The organism is Clostridium ganghwense (assembly GCF_026735165.1).
Lineage (GTDB): Bacteria > Bacillota > Clostridia > Clostridiales > Clostridiaceae > Clostridium_H > Clostridium_H ganghwense.
In genome coordinates, this window is record NZ_JAPQES010000002.1 from 1 (window position 1) to 19,017 (window position 19,017).

18 protein-coding genes are annotated in these 19,017 nt (G+C 27.6%); 3 read left to right on the forward strand and 15 right to left on the reverse strand.

Going from position 1 to position 19,017, the window contains the following annotated elements:
• Positions 1-871: 871 nt before the first annotated feature.
• The 7 genes from OXH55_RS06555 to OXH55_RS06585 form a co-directional block, all read right to left on the reverse strand.
• The gene (locus OXH55_RS06555; protein ID WP_268049030.1) at positions 872-2,149 is read right to left on the reverse strand and encodes an FAD-dependent oxidoreductase; all 1,278 of its coding nucleotides are present in this window, start codon (positions 2,147-2,149) and stop codon (positions 872-874) included.
• Positions 2,146-3,129 carry a sulfide/dihydroorotate dehydrogenase-like FAD/NAD-binding protein gene (locus OXH55_RS06560; RefSeq protein ID WP_268049031.1) on the reverse strand — a complete coding sequence of 328 codons (984 nt, stop codon included), beginning with the start codon at positions 3,127-3,129 and terminating at the stop codon, positions 2,146-2,148. The genes OXH55_RS06555 and OXH55_RS06560 overlap by 4 nt, the downstream gene beginning before the upstream one ends.
• Positions 3,130-3,329: 200 nt before the next feature.
• On the reverse strand, positions 3,330-4,352 hold the full coding sequence (locus OXH55_RS06565) for a LacI family DNA-binding transcriptional regulator (RefSeq protein WP_268049032.1): 1,023 nt from the start codon (positions 4,350-4,352) through the stop codon (positions 3,330-3,332).
• A 53-nt stretch (positions 4,353-4,405) separates the two neighbouring features.
• Positions 4,406-6,028, reverse strand: a complete 1,623-nt coding sequence (glgP, locus tag OXH55_RS06570; RefSeq protein WP_268049033.1) for an alpha-glucan family phosphorylase — start codon at positions 6,026-6,028, stop codon at positions 4,406-4,408.
• Positions 6,029-6,216: 188 nt separating this feature from the next.
• Positions 6,217-7,185 carry an ROK family protein gene (locus OXH55_RS06575; protein WP_268049034.1) on the reverse strand — a complete coding sequence of 323 codons (969 nt, stop codon included), beginning with the start codon at positions 7,183-7,185 and terminating at the stop codon, positions 6,217-6,219.
• A gap of 320 nt (positions 7,186-7,505) precedes the next feature.
• The gene (gene recQ / locus OXH55_RS06580; protein ID WP_268049035.1) at positions 7,506-9,635 is read right to left on the reverse strand and encodes a DNA helicase RecQ; all 2,130 of its coding nucleotides are present in this window, start codon (positions 9,633-9,635) and stop codon (positions 7,506-7,508) included.
• Positions 9,636-9,875: 240 nt separating this feature from the next.
• Positions 9,876-10,079, reverse strand: coding sequence for a hypothetical protein (locus tag OXH55_RS06585; protein ID WP_268049036.1), 204 nt, complete (start codon positions 10,077-10,079; stop codon positions 9,876-9,878).
• 128 nt (positions 10,080-10,207) lie between these two features.
• Here OXH55_RS06585 and OXH55_RS06590 point away from each other — a divergent pair, with 128 nt between their 5' ends.
• Positions 10,208-10,765, forward strand: a complete 558-nt coding sequence (locus OXH55_RS06590; protein ID WP_268049037.1) for a 2'-5' RNA ligase family protein — start codon at positions 10,208-10,210, stop codon at positions 10,763-10,765.
• Positions 10,766-10,871: 106 nt separating this feature from the next.
• Here the strand turns inward: OXH55_RS06590 and OXH55_RS06595 are convergent, their stop codons facing one another.
• The gene (locus OXH55_RS06595; RefSeq protein ID WP_418921833.1) at positions 10,872-11,990 is read right to left on the reverse strand and encodes a D-alanyl-D-alanine carboxypeptidase family protein; all 1,119 of its coding nucleotides are present in this window, start codon (positions 11,988-11,990) and stop codon (positions 10,872-10,874) included.
• A 186-nt stretch (positions 11,991-12,176) separates the two neighbouring features.
• Between OXH55_RS06595 and OXH55_RS20100 the strand changes: the two genes are divergently transcribed.
• Together OXH55_RS20100 and ytfJ are read left to right on the forward strand one after the other, a co-directional pair.
• On the forward strand, positions 12,177-12,707 hold the full coding sequence (locus tag OXH55_RS20100; protein ID WP_268049038.1) for a DUF2953 domain-containing protein: 531 nt from the start codon (positions 12,177-12,179) through the stop codon (positions 12,705-12,707).
• On the forward strand, positions 12,708-13,127 hold the full coding sequence (gene ytfJ / locus OXH55_RS06605) for a GerW family sporulation protein (protein WP_268049039.1): 420 nt from the start codon (positions 12,708-12,710) through the stop codon (positions 13,125-13,127).
• Between the two features lie 3 nt (positions 13,128-13,130).
• On the opposite strand, the gene scpB is transcribed toward ytfJ, so the two are convergent.
• The 7 genes from scpB to spoIIM all read right to left on the reverse strand — a co-directional run bounded on the left by scpB (position 13,131) and on the right by spoIIM (position 18,955).
• The gene (gene scpB, locus OXH55_RS06610; RefSeq protein WP_268049040.1) at positions 13,131-13,727 is read right to left on the reverse strand and encodes an SMC-Scp complex subunit ScpB; all 597 of its coding nucleotides are present in this window, start codon (positions 13,725-13,727) and stop codon (positions 13,131-13,133) included.
• Complete coding sequence (locus OXH55_RS06615) at positions 13,717-14,469, reverse strand: segregation/condensation protein A (RefSeq protein ID WP_268049041.1); 753 nt, start codon at positions 14,467-14,469, stop codon at positions 13,717-13,719. The genes scpB and OXH55_RS06615 overlap by 11 nt, the downstream gene beginning before the upstream one ends.
• Entirely contained in the window at positions 14,447-15,649 is a 1,203-nt protein-coding gene (locus OXH55_RS06620) for a tRNA nucleotidyltransferase/poly(A) polymerase family protein (RefSeq protein WP_268049042.1), read from the reverse strand. Before OXH55_RS06620 ends, OXH55_RS06615 begins: the two co-directional genes overlap by 23 nt.
• 141 nt (positions 15,650-15,790) lie before the next feature.
• Entirely contained in the window at positions 15,791-16,966 is a 1,176-nt protein-coding gene (locus OXH55_RS06625; RefSeq protein ID WP_268049043.1) for a D-alanyl-D-alanine carboxypeptidase family protein, read from the reverse strand.
• 189 nt (positions 16,967-17,155) lie between these two features.
• Positions 17,156-18,034, reverse strand: a complete 879-nt coding sequence (gene xerD / locus OXH55_RS06630; RefSeq protein ID WP_268049044.1) for a site-specific tyrosine recombinase XerD — start codon at positions 18,032-18,034, stop codon at positions 17,156-17,158.
• A 40-nt stretch (positions 18,035-18,074) separates the two neighbouring features.
• Positions 18,075-18,305: an endonuclease III gene (locus OXH55_RS06635; RefSeq protein ID WP_268049045.1), complete on the reverse strand. Its 231-nt coding sequence runs from the start codon at positions 18,303-18,305 to the stop codon at positions 18,075-18,077.
• Positions 18,302-18,955, reverse strand: a complete 654-nt coding sequence (spoIIM, locus tag OXH55_RS06640) for a stage II sporulation protein M (RefSeq protein ID WP_268049046.1) — start codon at positions 18,953-18,955, stop codon at positions 18,302-18,304. The genes OXH55_RS06635 and spoIIM overlap by 4 nt, the downstream gene beginning before the upstream one ends.
• Positions 18,956-19,017: the final 62 nt, after the last annotated feature.

Here is a 19,017-nt window from a genome sequence, read left to right on the forward strand (position 1 = left end):
ATGTGTTAGGCACGCCGCCAGCGTTCGTCCTGAGCCAGGATCAAACTCTCAATTTAAAAGTTTAATCTTTACTCAAATTTATTGACTGACTGTGTTTCCTTACTTCTGTTTAATTTTCAAAGACCAATTTCTTTCTCGCCGCCTTGCGACAGCTCACTTAGTATATCATCTCAACTTGTCCTTGTCAACAACTTTTTTGAATTTTTTAAAATTCATATTTCGTTGTTAATCTGCCGCCCTCTTGTGGCGACGAAGAATATCTTATCATAAATCCCAACCCAATTATGCTTAATAAATCGAATCTGATTAAATTATCTTTTGCTTTCTACGTATTTTTTGATTTTTCTATATTATTATTATAGTGATACACCTGGGAAGGTATATAAGGAAATTCAACTCAACAACCACCTCATTAAAGTAATTGGGTTGATTTACGTGCTCAAAATCCAAATACATCTGAAATAATTAACTATATTATAGATAAATTGTTAATATAGTTATATAAACCCCTTCCTTGGTTAACGATATATTTATGGAAATTTAAAACAAAAGTCATTTCATTTATAAAATACGAAGCAATAGTCTTTAACAACATTATTAATAGATCATCTACAATATAATTAAATAAATTAGCCTATATCTTTTATTACTAAATAAAATAAGATATAGGCTTTGTATTTTGGATAAAAAACTATCTACATACTTTCTATTAAGATTCTTTTGTTTTACAGTTTATTTAGTTGATGATTTTCCTATGTTATCTTTAAAAGTTATAAAATTATTAAACATACCTAAAACCTTGTCTTCAAGTTTTCATATAACTTATAGAATTGTTTGTGAAATTACAAATATTATAGACTAGCCCTTTATTTTACACCAACTGCTGCCCTAATATTCCATTCAAATTCAATTTATCAATTCTAGATTTAATCACTTCTATGTCAATTGTATATAATCCTTGTTCTTGCATTCTCTTGAAATATTCTGCTCCTGCAAAAGTATATCTGTTACGTCTTCCTTCTGCTGTCATCATTTTATAATTTGCATAAGCTATAATATCTCCTATGGCTGTACTTCTTGGAAGAATTAGCATTGGCATACCAAGTGTATATCTCACTGCATTGTGTCCTGCTAATGAACCAGTACAAATAGCTTCAGTATGACCTACAAACAACCCCGCTTTCTCTCCTGCACAGAATAAATTATCTATTCCTTTAACTTTCATATCATCAGTTCTTGGAGCTACTGAAAGATATCTTATCGAATTTCCTTTTCCTCCTGCATATGGATCAATATATTTTGCTGATTCAAATCCTTTTATTTTTCTTAATTTGTCTAATGGATAATATGTTGTCATTAACTTAACATGTCCTGTGTCTAAAAGAATTAAATTCTCTGCAAATTCTTTTAAAGCGTATTGCTGACAAACCTTAACTTTTAGCTTATCTAGGTTTACATCTTCTGGTGGAACTTTTGCTATATATACTCCTTTTTCTTCTAATTCTTTAATTATTCCAGGATCTAAACTCTCTTTACAAAGCTTACAAGAACCACTGAAAGCTCCAAATACATCTACTTCTCTTTCACCCTGCAAATCATCTACTCCTGCTCTAGCACTTATACTAACTCTTGGTCCAAAGGCTGGACATCTAAGAGTGCACATAGAACATCCATTTCCATAGCGCAAGCAATTACCCATAGGACCTGTTGATCCTGTAGTTTCAATAAATACATCTCCATCTACATAAGTACCATCTGATAAATAAATACCTTTTATTTTGCTATCTTCCTTTTCTACATCCACAATCCTAGTTATGAAATTTAATTCTATACCAACTGATTTTAAATAATTTCTAACTTCAGGTTCTATTTTATTTACATCATAAAGCCATGCATGTTTATGCCCTGGGAAATCCATATTTTTATGTCTGCTATTTTTATCAGTTAAATTTATTAAATCTCCACTACCAAGAGCTATTAACTCTTCTGAAGCAGTAAATCTTCCGTTATTTCTCATTATCCCGCCAACATTGCCAAGTCCTAAAAGCATATCTGTTTTTTCATAAAGACTTACTTGTGCGCCAGCTTTCTTAGCTGTAATTGCTGCAGCACAACCAGCCCATCCGCCGCCTATTACAATAACCTTCATATTAATCTTCTCCCTTCAAAGATATATTTAGGATCTGTTTGCAGCTTGCAAAGTCTTTTTACTCTATGCCCTTTAAACCTTGCCGTACATGCACCACATACCCCTTCGCCACAGCACATTTTAGCATTGTTGCAGCAAGAGTAACTTACACAATCATCAAGGTATTTCATAACCTTATAAATTAAAATATCTGCTCCAGCACAATGTACTAGATTAATATTTTCTTCCTTTAGTAATTTAGATAATATGTTCTTCAAGTCTTCTGTTATTTCTCCATTTGAAAAAGTATTACATTCAATTACATTTGCACTGCATATATCCAAATATTTTTTGATAAATATTTCATTATAATTTGCCTTATCAATAATTGCTGTAATTTTATTTCCATTAGAATATAATTTTTTCATAACTGGTATCATCGGGGCTTGACCTATCCCCCTAGCAATTATAATTGAATGTGCATCTTTACTGTTATAAACATGTTTTATTCCAAATACACCATTCCAAAAAGGTCCTTTAACTAAGATATCTTCATCCTCTTTTAATTCATCAATTTTTTTAGTTTTAGTACCTTTTATTTCTAAAGCAATTTTTATAGTATTTTCTTGTAAATCTACATCCATAATAGAAAGTGGTGCATCATAAAATTTATCAGTACATGGATTTCTCAAAAACACAAAACTTCCCGGACGTACTAATTCTTGTGCAAGTTTATGTGTTGTACGTATCGTAAGTATTATTAAGTCATTATCTGCTGTTTCTTTTTTTACTATTTTACATTTATAATTTTTTCTTCCTTCTTTTGCTTTCATCCCATTCCAAACATATTCTTGATATACACAAGTTCCTTTCCACTTCACACAATCACAAAAAGTTTTGCCGCAAAGTTGAGAGCATAACAGGCAATCTCCTGTTTCAGCTAAATGGCAAGGACAATACTCAGTTGCACAATCAATACAATCTATTATTTCATACTTCATTTTTGGCCCTCCCTTAACCACTATACTATTAAAATATTTTAATAGTGCATATTTTGTTACATACATAACAACAAAAAATTAAAAGACAAGAAGTCTTGTTTCATTAACTTCTTGTCTTTTATAAAATATACTGTATAATCGTTTACAGCATCTATTCAATTTTATCTCGTAACGATACATATAAAATTAATATTTATATGTTAAAAATTCCTTTCAATAACAGAGTCTCTATGTATTATCTCTGTCTCTACAATTTTTTTCCTATCATTAAACTTACCTTTACCATTTATCTTCTTTAAAAGCAATTCAGCCGCATAAAAACCAAGATTGTATATATTAATATCTATGGAAGTTAGCGGTGGTGCAGTAAGTTGAGAAATATAGAAATTATTAAAGCTTATAATTGATATATCTTCTGGGATTTTCACATTCATTTCACTAGCTGCCTTAATAGCTCCTAATGCCATTATATCGTCAGTAATTAATACTGATGTAGGAGGATTTTTAGCACTTAATATTTTCTTCATGCCCTCATATCCACCCTTTTCTATGAATTCACTTGAAATCACCATATTTTCGTCTATATCAATAGAATTTTCTATAAGTGCCTTTTTATATCCCTCATATCTATCTACGGAAACCAGCAGGTTCATAGAACCATTAATAAGCCCGATTCGCCTATGTCCTTGATTAATTAGATATATCATAGCGTCATAAGCAGCCTTAACATTATCATTATCTACATAAATAATATCTGAATCATCCACTGGACGTCCTATTACTGAAAATGAAATATTCATTTTCCTAAGTTCTGCAAGTATTGGATCATCAACACTTGTATACATTAAAATTATACCATCAACCATTCTTCCTCTTACAAGGGAATGCATAGAAACAATTTGCTCTTCCTTTGTTTCACCACCAGTTAAAAGGATATTATACTTCCTATTATATAAGGCTTTAGTAATTCCTCTTAAGGCTTCTGGAAAAAAAGGGTTTAACAAGGATTTTTCAGCAGAATTAGGCATTATAATTCCTATAGTCTTTGTTGCCTTGGATACAAGACTTCTTGCAATAGCGTTGGGATGATATGACATATCTTTCATTATTTTCCTTACTTTTTCTTTAGTAGCATCACTAATTCTCGAATCATCTGAGATAACTCTTGATACAGTTGACGGTGCTACCCCCGCTTTTTTTGCAATTTCTTTTATCGTTACCATTTTGACACCCACTCATTTCTAAATATTATAACACCTAATTATATCATCATTTTTTATTTTATATAGAGTTTTTCATAATATTCTTCTATCATTCTATTCATAGAAAAATATTCTCGTGTACTTTTAATACTTGTTTTCATCATTTCTATCCATTTTTCTTTGTTTTCATAATAAGTAGGTATTACTTCGTTTAAAATCACATCATATAATGCATCACAATCGTGTTTATCTAATTCTTCAACATTATCGCTTTCAAATCCATCTCCAAACTGCCATCCATTTATCTTATGCTGGCAAGCTTCTGGCCACCACCCATCTAAGATTGAACAATTTAGTACTCCGTTCATAGCCGCTTTCATTCCAGATGTACCACTAGCTTCTAAAGGTCTTCTTGGATTATTTAGCCATATATCTGCTCCTCTTGTAAGAGCTCTTCCAATATTCATATCATAGTTTTGTAAGAATACAACACTATTGGGATATTCTTTTGTCATTTTTTCTAACTTTCCAACTATCTTCTTTCCAGTATCATCTAATGGATGTCCTTTGCCTGAAAATACAATTTGTACTTTTCCACTCTTAAGAAGTGGAGCAATTATTTCTTCTTTAGTAAAAATTAAATCACTTCTTTTATATGGTGCTGCTCTTCTTGAAAAACCTATAAGTAGTTTATCAGAATCTAATTTCACACCATTTTTTTCTTCAACAAAAGCAATAAGTTCTTTCTTATTTTCCATATGAGCCTTCCATATGTCTCCATCTATCTCATAAGCTTTAGTTACTCTTTCATCAACCCATGTAGGTACGTGAATTGCATTTGTTATTCCAATTATTTCACTTCTTCCAGAAGTAGTCTTCCACATCTTATTAGCAGTCTCTGCATGAAGCTGTGCTACTGCATTAGATTTTCTTGAAAGTCTTAAAGCAGCAACAGTCATATTAAACGGTTCTCCACCTATTCTTACCATTTGTTCTCTGTTTAATCCATTAAAGGCTCCCATATAGCCTAACGCATCTATTGTATGAGATTCATTTCCTTGTATAATAGGTGTATGAGTTGTAAAAACAACTTCTTCTCGAGTTTGTCTCCAAGCTTCTTCAAAACTATAACCGGATTGCATTTTCTCTTTTATGAGTTCCAAAGCTGCAAGAACAGCATGACCTTCATTAAAATGATATACATCTATATTCAAGCCAAGTTCTCTTAACAGTTTTACTCCACCTATTCCTAGAACTATTTCTTGGGCTATTCTTTCTTCTTTAAACCATCCATATAATTGCCCAGTTATCCATCTATCTTCACCATTATTTTCAGGTATATCTGTATCTAAAAGATATATAGGATTATTTCTAAATTTTTCAATTTTCCAAACCTTACAAACTACATCTCTATTTCTTATCTTAACGGTTACCTTTATTCCTGTATCTTCTAAAAAATCATAAGTATAGTTGTGATATGAATCGTATGGCGTTCCATCATCTCCTATGCATTGGTCACTATATCCCTGTTTCCACTTTATACCTATACCTATTAATGGCACATTTAAGTCCTTAGCAGCTTTTAAATAATCACCTGCAAGTATTCCAAGACCACCTGCATACATTTTAAAATTTGATTCTAAACCATACTCCATGCAGAAATATGCAACTAAGGGTAACTTCTTATTATCTAGCATATAAAACTCCTCCTTAAATATTAAGAATACTCTTATATTCAGTTATAAAGTTCTAAACTAATTTCCGTAAATTTAGCTTTCTTCATTTGAAATGCAAACGTTTGCTTAATTTATAAAATAAGTATATCACAAATTTTCAATATTGTCATAATATTTCAAAACATTTTGTGATATACTTATTTTCCTACTTAAATTATATCTAGCATAGCTGCACCAATAATTCCTGCATCATTCCCTAAAGTTGCCTTTTCCATTTTGCATAAAGGAATTTCTTTGTAAAGCTTATATTTATTAATTTCATCTATTAATTTATCTTCAAAAAAGTCCCAAGCTGCAGATACTCCTCCTCCAATTGATATTAAATCCACATCCATTATGCTTAACAAATTATTTATTCCTATAGCTAAATATTTTACAAATCTATCTATAACAAGATTTGCTACTTTATCTCCTTCTTTTGCACAATCAAAAACTACTTTAGCATCTATCTTATTTACCTCTTCATTTACAAGCTCCATTATTCTACTATTCATTCCTTCATTAATGAGTTTTTGAGCATATTTTATTATTGCTGTTGCTGAAGCAAAAGTTTCAAAGCACCCATTATTTCCACAGGAACAATTATAAAAATTCTCTCCTAAAGTCATATGTCCAATTTCAAAAGCAATACCATTCTTCCCTCTATATATTTTACCATCTAACAGTAATCCTCCACCAACGCCAGTACCTAATGTAACCATAAAGGAATTTTTATGATTTTTCATACTGCCAGCTAAATATTCACCTCCAGCAGCTGCATTGGCATCATTTTCAATTAAAATATTAATATTTATATCTTTTTCAAACACATTATTTAATTCAGTTTTAAGTATTTCTCTAAGCTTTATATTTTTCCAATATAAATTTACACACTCTTTAACTATTCCATTTTCATAGTCAACAAGTCCTGGTACTCCTATACCTATTAATTCAATATCATCTATAACTAATTTATTTTTTTCTAATAAGTTTTTAATTAAACTCACCATATCTTTTATTATACTTTCAGCACCATTTTCACAATTGGTTTTTGTACTCATCTTACAAATAAGCTTTGCTTCACTATCTACAAGTCCTGCAGCTATATTTGTTCCTCCTAAGTCAATTCCTATATGCATTTATATTACCCTCTTTCTTATATTTTTCACTCTATATTTATAAAATAGATTTTTACAAAAGCCATAACAATCTGCAATCGTTTGCCTTAAATGCAAAATTTTCTTAGTATTTTCTTTATTATAACATTATCTTTTAATTCTTACATCATTTAATTTGATTTGAATTATTTTTTGTATATTTTGCACATATATGTATCAATGAATTTTTATATTTTAAGTCAAATTGTACATTGAATTTAGCTGTATACGTTATAATATATTAATAAATATTTTTCAGTTAAAGCATAGAAGAATGTTGCTACGCAACATTCTTCTTTCTTCTAGTTTGCATTTTTATACTTGCACAACACAGCCTTAATAGCATTGTAGTCTACATCATCTGGTAGAAGTTCCTTAATAGGTTTCAATCTCTCACAACCTACTTCTTTAATTTTTTCTAGTATAAGTTCTTCATATTTTTTAGGAATGAAAATGTTCCAATCTATTTCAAGCCCTTCCAATCCACATCTCATTATGTGCTCTTTAACTGTATCTCTTTTAATTCCTCTATGCTGTACTATTTCTTCTAAGGATTTACCTTCCTTCAACATATTATATGTGCTTACATGGCTTGGAATCTTTTTTTCTTTATCTACAGCTGCTTCTTCAACAACTTTATCTTCAATATTTCTTACTTTGTGTTCATTATTATAGTGAATTAATACCTGTAAAAATTCTTCACCATATTTTTCAAATTTCTTTTCTCCTACCCCTTTAATATTTAACATTTCTTCTCTATTTAAAGGTACTATCTCACTCATTTCTTTAAGAGAGCTATCTGCAAATACAATATATGGAGGAACAGCTTCTCTTTGAGCAATTATTTTTCTTACTTCTCGAAGCTTATCGAATAATGAGTTATCAACCTTAACCTTTTCTTTTCTCTTATATACTTTTTGCATAACTTTTTGTTTGTTTTTCAGTACTTCAACTGCTTTATTTCTTAACTTTACCACTGCAAACTCTTCTTCTGTAAGAGTTAAGTATTCTTCTGCAATTAAAGTATTTATCAAATCTTTTATTCCTTTTATAGTATAATTTTTCATTATTCCATAGGTTGATAATTTATCAAACTCTAAATTCAATACCTTTTGATTTTTAGAACCTCTCAATACCTCAGCTGCCATAGTAACTCCATATTTTTCTTTCATTCTATATATACAAGAAAATATCTTTTGAGCATCTATAGTTATATCTACAATTTCACCATCATTTTTACAGCTCCCACAATTATCACATTTATCTTGAACATTTCGTTCTCCAAAATACTCTAAAATATATTTTCTCAAGCACCTAGTAGTATGACAGTAATCTACCATAGCCTGGAGTTTTCTATATTCATTTATTTTTCTCTCTTCTGTAAAAACAGTTTGTTCTATAAAAAACTTTTGAAGCATAGTATCCCGTGGTCCAAATAACAATATACATTCTCCACTTTCACCATCTCTACCAGCTCTTCCTGCTTCTTGATAGTAAGCTTCAATATTTTTGGGCATATTATAATGTATAACAAATCTAACATTAGATTTATCTATACCCATACCAAATGCATTTGTTGCTACCATTATTTTTATATCATCATATAAGAATTGTTCCTGACTTTCCTGTCTTTCATTATCACTCATCCCTGCATGATATCTACCTACAGAATATCCTTTTTTCTGAAGTCTAATATAAACATTGTCTACTTCTTTTCTTGTTGCTGCATAAATTATTCCTGATTTATCCTTATTATCCTCTAAATATTTTAAAATAAAATCATTTTTATTTTCATTTTTTATTACAGAAAAAGAAAGATTTTGTCTATCAAATCCCGTTATAAAAGTATTTGGTTCTTTTAAACCTAATATTTTTACAACATCCTCCTTAACTTCAACTGTTGCTGTTGCTGTAAAGGCTGATACTACTGGTCTTGGATGAAATCTTTCTAGAAAAGGAGCTATTGCTCTATAACTTAGTCTAAAATCATGCCCCCATTGTGAAGCACAATGAGCTTCATCTATAGCAATTTGTGAAACATTTAAGGTTTGTAAAAGCCTATAAAAGGATTCTACATCTAACCTTTCTGGAGCAACATATAAAAGCTTTAGTTCTCCCTGAGCAGCTCTATATATTGTATCTTTTACTTCATTTATACTTTGCGTACTATTAATAACCCCTGCTGATATTCCAAGGCTATTTAGAGAATCTACCTGATCCTTCATGAGTGAAATAAGTGGAGATATTACTAAGGTAAGTCCTTCTAACATCACAGCTGGTATCTGATAGCAAAGAGACTTTCCACCACCTGTAGGCATTATAGCAAAAGTATCTTTTCCTTCTAATATACTATCAATAATTTCTTTTTGCCCTTTTCTAAATTCTGTATATCCATAATATTTTTTTAGTATTTCTCGTGCATTTTCCTGCATTTTTTCCTCCTAACAAATTAAAACACTTTGATATATTTAATTATATACACTATTTTCAAAATTAAACTATTTGTCGTACTTAAGATTGCAAATAGATTTTACAAAAGATTCTAGTTACTCCATAAACCTTTGATAACAAATTTATAAACTCATATAATCACTTTTTTATTATAAAACAGGTGAACATAAAAATAAATGCTTCTCTTTAAATAAGCAGAAGCATTTATCTTATAATAATCCCTATATAAATAATATTTCTAAAGATTTTAACTCATCAATTTTAACTTCTTTATCTAATATTTTAATAGTTTTTCCACTAACTTTTTTTGAACTCATTAAAAACTTAATTAACTTTAAATAATTAATACTTGATATGACATTTTTAGTATCATTTTCATTCAATACTTCTTTTTTACCATTTTTGTAATTAAGTCCCAATCTCATTCTTATACCTCCATAATATTGTTACATATAAATTATATTCACTATCTATACCAAAATATGTTATAAATCTATATAATATAAATACATACTTTATTTATGCTATAATGAAAAATAAAAAGGGGTGTAAAATGGTATATTATCTTGTAGGATTGTTAGATAAAACTTCATATAAATATATTGAAAAAATTCAAAAAGATCTATCTGATAAATTTAATCTTTATACTGAGTTACCTGTACTACATGTAACTTTAGAAGTTATTAACGAACCTGATATTGAAAAACTTACATTTTGGTTAGATAACTTACTTAAAAAGTATTCTAAATTTACCATTAATATAAACGGAGTTATTTGTTTTGATCCTCCTTTTAAATCTGTAAATTTAAAGGTTGAAAAAGATATACACATAATGAATCTTATCGAAAATATAAACTCTGTTTTAAAAGCTGAAGGATTTAAGGTTAGGGAAAACATTGATGATTGGGATTTGCATATATCCCTTGCAAATTCTTATTTTTCTAAACGTGATTGGTCTGCAGAAGAATTTCAAGCTGCTTGCCTTTTGACTAAAAAAAAATACTTCAAAAAACAATCTAAAATAACTGAAATTCAGCTGTGGAAACCAATAAATGATAAAAATTCTATGGTTGTAAAAAGTTTTACTCTTAAGAATTCCACTGAAAAATAGGTAAAATCTTTTACTAATTTAATTATAAGAATATTTACTTCTACAGATAAAGAGATAGAAAGACTAAATTAACTTTCTATCTCTTTATCTATGATAAAATATATTCTTATTTTTCTTTAGATTTCAAAATTTTTTCTAATATATTTTTAAATTTAGAAGAAGCATTCATCTGTACATCCTTTTCACATTTTAATCCCTTACTAAAAATCATTTCTCCATTTTTGTAAATCGAAACTTTTGCAAGGTTATCATTTTTCTTCAAATCATGTTTAATATTCTTAGGTTTAATAATCTTAGTTTCATAGCTTTCTCCCTTTTTAAAAGGTATTATTATATCTTGGTCACAGACTAAATTCACTTCTTTATCTTCATCATATTTGTACTTTTCAACAATTTGTCCCTTCTTTATTACTTTTTTAAATTCATAATTATCTTTTACATAATCGTAAATCTTTTTAGTTTCATTCCACCTCTTATTACAGTTTAGCACTACTATAATTACATCATCTTCTCCCATATTAATGGAAGTTACAAGGCATTTTCCAGCATTACCTGTATATCCTGTTTTAACACCATTAGCAGCAGGAATTTGATACAATATTTTGTTTATATTATGGTAGCTTCTACTAAATCCATATTCCTTTGCATCAACATCCTTAACACTAACAATTTTATTAAATAATTTATTTTCTTTTGCTTTTGCAGTTATTAAGGCTAAATCATAAGCTGTTGAATAATGATATTGACTATCTAACCCATGAGGTGACTCAAAATGAGTATTTATTGCTCCTATTTCTTCAGCATATTCATTCATAAGCTTTAAAAACTCATCAACACTTTCACACATACCTTCCGCTATTGCTATAGCAGCATCGTTTCCAGATCTCAACATAAGTCCATATAATAACTCTCTTAATGTTATTATCTCTCCTTTTTTATACTTTACTTGTGAACCATGAATATTAGCTGCCTTACTTGATATTTCAATTTTTTTGTCTAAATTACCATATTTTAAAGCTACTAATGTAGTCATAATTTTAGTAGTACTAGCAATAGGTATTAACATATCTGAATTTTTTTCATATAAAACACATCTTGATTTACTATCAATTGCAATTGAACTTCTAGCATCAATATACATAGGTTTTGCCATAACTGGACTAGTAAATATATTCATAAAAATCATTATACTTACTAATAATGCTGTAGTATGTTTATTTTCCATATTTAAAGCTTCACCCACCTCTCTTTTTTATTCTTTTCAAAATTTAAATAAATACTCGTGAAATGTTTTCCCATTACCTTTAAAATATAAACCTAAGGATAATCTTTTAATATTTTCACACTTTTGTTATATTTCTTAATCAATGTGTAAATAATAATAGATATTATAAATTATGGAGGATTTTATGTGATTTGGATTATACTAACTTTACTATTTTTCTTTTTTCCTATACCTATAATAATTAATTTAAAATATATTGAAAATAATTTATCTGTATATATATTCGGAATAAAATTATATCCACGTGAAAAATCTAGTAAAAAATCAAAAAAAAAGATTAAAAGAAAAAAAACAAAGAAAATTTTTTTAAAAACATATAAAGAACTCTGGCATAAGATAACTAATAGTTCTGTGAAGCCTTCCCTTTATTTTAAATTTAATATGATATATGGATTAGATGATGCCGCTAAAACAGCAATTTCTTATGGAATTCTTTCGTCAATATCATTCTTTTTATATAACTTATTATGTTCTTTTTTTCATGTACGTGAATTGAAAATTAATCCACAGACAAATTTTGAAAAATCTATGTTAGAACTTAAAATACAAAGTATAATTATAATCAATCTTGTTAAAATTATCTATATAAGTTTATTAGTTTTTTTAACGCTAAAAGGTAACTCAAAAAAATCTCTAAATTCAAAGGAGGCAATGTAATTGGAAACACATCCTATAGAAGGTTTAATGAAAAGTACCTTAGAAAATTTAAAAGATATGATAGATGTAAATACTATAGTAGGTGACCCTATTGAAACAGTAGATGGAACATTAATAATACCTATCTCCTCATTATCTTTAGGCTTTGCTTCAGGTGGAAGTGAATTTGAGCAAAAGGCTCAAAATAACAGTAATACTAAATATCCTTTTGGTGGCGGTGCAGGTTCTGGAATTACAGTTAAACCTGTAGCATTTTTAGTTATAAAAGAAGATTGTATAAGACTTCTTCCTGTTGATCAAAAAAATACATATGATAGAATTGTAGATGGAGTACCTCAAATTATAGATATATTAAAAAACTCATTTTCTCAAAAATCTTCTGATAAAAATAAAGATGATATAACAGTAGAGGAAGAATAAAATTTATTCTTCCTCTACTGTTATATTTTCTTCATAATTCTCTTCTATGAAATTTTCCATTAAAGGCATCTGTTCTAAGTCTTGTAATCCAAAGTGCTTTAAAAACTCATCGGTTGTTACATACATAATTGGTCTACCAGGAACCTTTTTTCTTCCTGCTTCTTTAATTAAATTTTTCTCAACTAAAGTTTGAATGGCCTTATCACTTTTAACCCCTCTTATTTCATCAATTTCTATTCTAGTTATTGGCTGCTTATATACTATAACAGCTAAAGATTCTAAAGCAGCTCTAGATAATCCCTGTCTTACATTTGTTTTAAGTAACTTTTGCACATAATCACTATTTTCTGACTTTGTAACAAACATGTATTCATTATTCATACTGATTAATATTATACCTCTATCCTCTAACTCATACCTTTCTCTTAATTCTTCAAGTAAGTCTCTAGTATATTTTTCACTACAATCAATTATTGAAGAAATTTCTTTAAGACTTAGTGAATCTCCACTAACAAATAAAAGGGATTCTATTATTGAAAAGTGTCTATTTTTTGTGGATACTTCTCTTATTTCGATTTGATTTATATTTTTATCTGTCATTACTGCTTATCTCCTCTATATATATTTCTTTAAAGTTTCCCTCTTGAATTGCTGATACCATTCTTAACTTTATTAATTCAAGCAATGCTAGAAAAGTAACAACTCTTTCAATTTTACTTGAACACTTATTCATGAGGTTAGAAAAATATATTTTTTGATTATTTATTATTTCATTACTTATTTCAACCATCTTATCCTCAATCTTAAATTTATCTAGAGGAATTTCTCTTTCCATCACACTATCGGTATTCATTTTATTATGATAATTAGTTATTAATTCATTATATATATTAAATAGATGCAAAATCGTTATATCTTTTAATATATCTTTATTATCCCTGTTATCCTTTTTTTCTTCTATTATTTCGGGTTTCTTTTGAAAAACAACTCCCACTTTTTTTTCTCTATCTGCTAAGAAATTTGCAACCAATTTAAACTTCTTATATTCTAAAAGCTTACTTACCAACTCTTGTCTTGGATCTTCCTCTTCTTCACTCTCTTCATCTTTTTTAGTTTTTGGCAAAAGCATTTTTGATTTTATTTCTAATAAAGTAGCAGCTGTAACTATAAACTCAGAAGTACTATCCAAATCCATTTCTTTCATCCCATCTAAATATTTTAAATATTGATTAGTAATATCATATATTTTAATATCATATATATCCATTTCATTTTTTTTAATTAAATGTAAAAGTAAATCAAAAGGCCCTTCAAAGTTTTCAATTTTTATGTTCAACGCCATTTAAAATCTCTCCCAAATTTCTTTTTAATAAGTTTTCTTCATTAGCTATCATAGTATTCATCTTAATTTTTAATAAATATTTAAGTATATTTCCTATTTTCTTTCCTTCATTTATTCCTAATTCTTTAATTTCATTACCTCTTATCTTTAATTTTATATTTTTTAAATTATTTAAATAGTTATATATTTTATATTTATTCTTATAATCAAAACTATATAAAATTAGTTCATATTCATTTAAATTTTTAAGCACATCATATATTATAAAATTATCAATAGTTTTGCAAGTAAAATGTGAAACTTTTTCTATTTCAATATTATATTTGACTAAAGCCTCTTTCAATTTTCTATTTAAAACTGAATTGTCTGTAAATATATTTCTATCTTCTCTATCTCTTAAACTTAAAAATAAATTTATTATTCTGTGATTTATATCAGAGTAGTTGCATAAGTCATTTTGTTTTCCTAGTAATTCTTTGTTAATATTAAAAATCCCTAACTTTTTGCAAAGTAAAATATTACGTATCCATTTTTCTTCTTCACACAGTAAAATAATTTCTCTCATTATCCTATCATTACTTATAAATTTTAATACACCATTTTGTAAATTATCCTTTATCTCATCAATATCTTCTAAACCAAAATTATATCTTACACTATATTTCACAGCTCTAAATATTCTAGTTGGATCTTCAGTATAGCTATTATCATGTACTTTAGCAATTTTCTTCAGTTCCAAGTCATTTGTTCCATTATGCCTATCAATTATTTCATTACCAATAATATTATAAGCAATAGAATTAATAGTAAAATCTCTTCTATATAAATCATCTTCTATGCTAGATGGAATAACTTCTGGCAATACCCCTGGATAACTATAACTTTCTTTTCTACACCTTATTAAGTCTATCTCTATTCCATTATTGAAGATAATTGTGCTTGTTTCAAATTTTTTATAATATTTAAAGCTTTTCACTTCCTTCAGTTGATTTATTATGCACATAGGATTACAGGTTATACATATATCTATATCTTTAATCTCTTTATCTAGTAAAATATCTCTTACTGCACCTCCTACTATATAACCTCTAACTCCCAACTCATTTAATTTATTTTTCATTAAATTTATTACATGTATTTCTTCTTTACTTAATTTATTTATTATATTATTTTTTCTCATATGTAAATTATACACTCTAAAATGTTCATATAAAAGTTGAACTATACAAAAAAAACTTATGCAACCGCATAAGTTTTTTTGTAATTAATCTTAAAATATTTATTTTACATATTCATATGTTGTACTTTCATTGGTAGGATTTTATACTGCTTTATCAAATAAGCCCATTAAATGGTATTTTATATTATCTAGTATATTATGAAGTTTCATATCTCTATCACTATAAACAGGAACTTTTCCATAAAGTTTATCATTTACATACACTTCACAATACCCTATAATCTCATTCTTTTTGTATTCTCTCTTACTTTCTTTTAAAACACATTTTTTAGTTATTTTATTTTCTACTCCTCTTTCTAAAATAACAGTTAAATCTTCTCCAGATTTTGCCATAATATACTTGTCACCTTTTTTATTTAAAGAAATCTTTTCTACATCGCTGTGTTTAACCATAATCTTTTTAGCTTCAAATTTTGAAAATCCATGATTCATTAACATACTAGCATCTCTGTTTCTAACTTTGTAAGTTGGCGCCCCCATTATAACCGCTAACATTCTGATATTGTCTCTTGTAGCAGTAGCTGAGATACAGTACTTAGCTTCATTTGTAAATCCTGTCTTTAATCCATCGCACCCTTTATAAAATCTAACTAATTTATTATGATTAACTAATCCTATTGGCTGTTTTCTGCCTTCAGATATAGTTTCCATATATGTCCCTGAATATTTTAAAATTTTTTCATGCTTCAATAATTCCCGTGACATAATAGCTATATCATAAGCACTTGTTAAATGTCCTTCTGCTGAAAGGCCATGACAATTCTTAAATGTAGTATCTTTCATTCCTAACTCTTTTACTCTTTCATTCATTCTTTTAACAAAAGCATCCTCACTTCCACTTATGTACTCAGCTAATGCCACAGCTGCATCATTTCCTGAGGCTATTGCAACTCCTTTTAAAATCTCTTCTACTGTTCTTATTTCTCCTGTATCTAAAAGCATACTACTACTTCCATTTCCACCCATTTTTTTAGCATTTTCACTTACTACAATCTTATCATTGATTTTAATTTTTCCAGAATCAATATCTTCCATAGCTAAAAGCATAGTCATTATTTTAGTTACAGATGCTGGAGCAAATTTTTCATGAATATTTTTTTCAAAAATTATTTTACCACTATAAGGTTCCATCAACAATCCGGACCTCGCTTCTACATCAAGTCCCTTTTCATCCCCTTTGACTGGTAACACAAATATTTGACTTATAAATATTGTTACTAATAAAACATATATTATTACCTTATTTTTATTTTTCATATTAATCCCCTTTCTATATCACTATGAATTTATAATTTTATTTTTACCAATTAAAATAAGATTATGACAAAATATCAAAAAATAAAAATAAGTGTCTTAAATAATAAAACACTTATTGTTAAAAAAACACTTAAAAACATATTAAATTTAACATTACATATTCAAAACAATAAATGCACAACCTTAAGACTATGCCCTAGGATGTGCATTTTTGTAAACATCAACTATTTTGCTTTGCTTTGAAATACCAGAATAAATTTGAGTGGTAGCTATAGAATTGTGTCCTAAAAGTTCTTGTACCGATTTCATATCCGCACCATTTTGAAGTAAATGTACTGCAAAAGAATGTCTTAAAGTATAAGAATTTATTTTTTTATTTATATTTATTTCTTTAGCATAATTCTTTACTAGCTTCCAAAAACCCTGTCTTGTCATCTTTTCTCCTCTTAAATTGAAAAACAAAAGATTTGAGTTGTTTAAATTTATATTTTGACGAATTTCTAAATATTCATTTAAGCAATTAACAGCATAACTTCCTATTGGAATAATTCTTTCTTTATTTTTTGTCCCCTTACATTTTATATATGCTAATTTTATATTTACATCAAAAATAGTTAGGTTTAATAGTTCAGAAACTTTTATACCTGTAGCATACATAAGTTCCAGCATAGCCTTATCTCTAACCCCTTTAGAAGTACTACAATCAGGCGCAGTTAAAAATCTATCAACTTCATCTACTGTAAGTATCTCAGGAAGATTACGTTTATTTTTAGGTACTTCAAAATCAATTAAAGGATTTTCAGAAATTTTTCCATTCTTAATCAAGTATTTATAAAAGCTTCTAAGAGAAACTAAGTTTCTTATTATAGAACTATTTGCACGCCCTTCTTTTTTTAGTGTCTGAACATAAGCCATTATAGATATCATGTCTACATTTATGGTATTTTCTTCCCTTTTAACTAAAAAGTCACTAAATTTTTTTATATCTCTCTTATATGCTTCTACAGTATTATTGCTTAATTCCTTTTTTTTCATATCTTCTACAAATCGAATTAAATATTCATTCATATCTTTTCTCCATTGTTTATTCTATATATTCTTTTATTTATTATAAAGCAAAAAATTGGTTTACAACATAAATAAAATTCCATAAAACAATTTCATTTTTATTTAGAACACTAAAAACTAAAATACCATCTTTATAATAAGCATATTTATTTATAAATGCTCTTATTAATAAATCAATAATACAAGGTAATATTATTCCAAAAATTAATACTATCAAAATACACTTAAAAAGCAATAAAATAAAGTTATATATATCTTGAATATCATTCATCCAAAAGCACATCCTGTACTTGATACTATTAATTTTAACATACTTGGAGTTATATATGATTCTAATAAAAATCCAAGTATCATAAATCCAAAAATAAATAAAAATATAGTTGAATAGGGTAATACTTTAATTAAGTTATTATTTTTATTTATATTTTTAAATCCATTATATTTTAAAAGCATTAATGAAAATTCCATAGCAGTAGCAGAAGCAATAATAATACACGGTATATATATTACATTTTGTGGGAATATGGTTAAAATATTTATAAGTATTCCCTTAGTTCCTAATCCATTAATCACAAAACTTGTTGTAAAACCTATCGTAAAACCTTTAATTAAGTCAATAAACAATATTATTGGAATTCCAAGCATAGAAAGTCCTAAAAACCATATACCTATAATTATAGGTATATTATTTTTTATTGCTTGTAAAAATATATGCTTTTTATCTACACTACTCAAATCAATATTTTGAGTGAAATTTAAAAAATAACTTATCAAGCTATCCTTTTCAACTTCACCCATATATTTAACAGTATAAACTCCAAGCACTATACCTATACATAAAAATAATAAACTTATAACATATAAAAATAAATTTCTCTGTATATGTGTAACTAAAATTCCAAACGTTTTTCTGTTTTTCATACATTATTCCTCCTTCTGTTAATCATCTTTTTAATATTTATGATTACAGAAGAAGTAATATG

Coding starts and splice junctions, on each gene's coding strand:
- OXH55_RS06555 (WP_268049030.1), bottom strand. CDS start 2,149: ATGAAGGTTATTGTAATAGGCGGCGGATGGGCTGGTTGTGCTGCAGCA.
- OXH55_RS06560 (WP_268049031.1), bottom strand. CDS start 3,129: ATGAAGTATGAAATAATAGATTGTATTGATTGTGCAACTGAGTATTGT.
- OXH55_RS06565 (WP_268049032.1), bottom strand. CDS start 4,352: ATGGTAACGATAAAAGAAATTGCAAAAAAAGCGGGGGTAGCACCGTCA.
- glgP (WP_268049033.1), bottom strand. CDS start 6,028: ATGCTAGATAATAAGAAGTTACCCTTAGTTGCATATTTCTGCATGGAG.
- OXH55_RS06575 (WP_268049034.1), bottom strand. CDS start 7,185: ATGCATATAGGAATTGACTTAGGAGGAACAAATATAGCTGCAGGACTT.
- recQ (WP_268049035.1), bottom strand. CDS start 9,635: ATGCAGGAAAATGCACGAGAAATACTAAAAAAATATTATGGATATACA.
- OXH55_RS06585 (WP_268049036.1), bottom strand. CDS start 10,079: ATGAGATTGGGACTTAATTACAAAAATGGTAAAAAAGAAGTATTGAAT.
- OXH55_RS06590 (WP_268049037.1), top strand. CDS start 10,208: ATGGTATATTATCTTGTAGGATTGTTAGATAAAACTTCATATAAATAT.
- OXH55_RS06595 (WP_418921833.1), bottom strand. CDS start 11,990: ATGGAAAATAAACATACTACAGCATTATTAGTAAGTATAATGATTTTT.
- scpB (WP_268049040.1), bottom strand. CDS start 13,727: ATGACAGATAAAAATATAAATCAAATCGAAATAAGAGAAGTATCCACA.
- OXH55_RS06615 (WP_268049041.1), bottom strand. CDS start 14,469: ATGGCGTTGAACATAAAAATTGAAAACTTTGAAGGGCCTTTTGATTTA.
- OXH55_RS06620 (WP_268049042.1), bottom strand. CDS start 15,649: ATGAGAAAAAATAATATAATAAATAAATTAAGTAAAGAAGAAATACAT.
- OXH55_RS06625 (WP_268049043.1), bottom strand. CDS start 16,966: ATGAAAAATAAAAATAAGGTAATAATATATGTTTTATTAGTAACAATA.
- xerD (WP_268049044.1), bottom strand. CDS start 18,034: ATGAATGAATATTTAATTCGATTTGTAGAAGATATGAAAAAAAAGGAA.
- OXH55_RS06635 (WP_268049045.1), bottom strand. CDS start 18,305: ATGAATGATATTCAAGATATATATAACTTTATTTTATTGCTTTTTAAG.
- spoIIM (WP_268049046.1), bottom strand. CDS start 18,955: ATGAAAAACAGAAAAACGTTTGGAATTTTAGTTACACATATACAGAGA.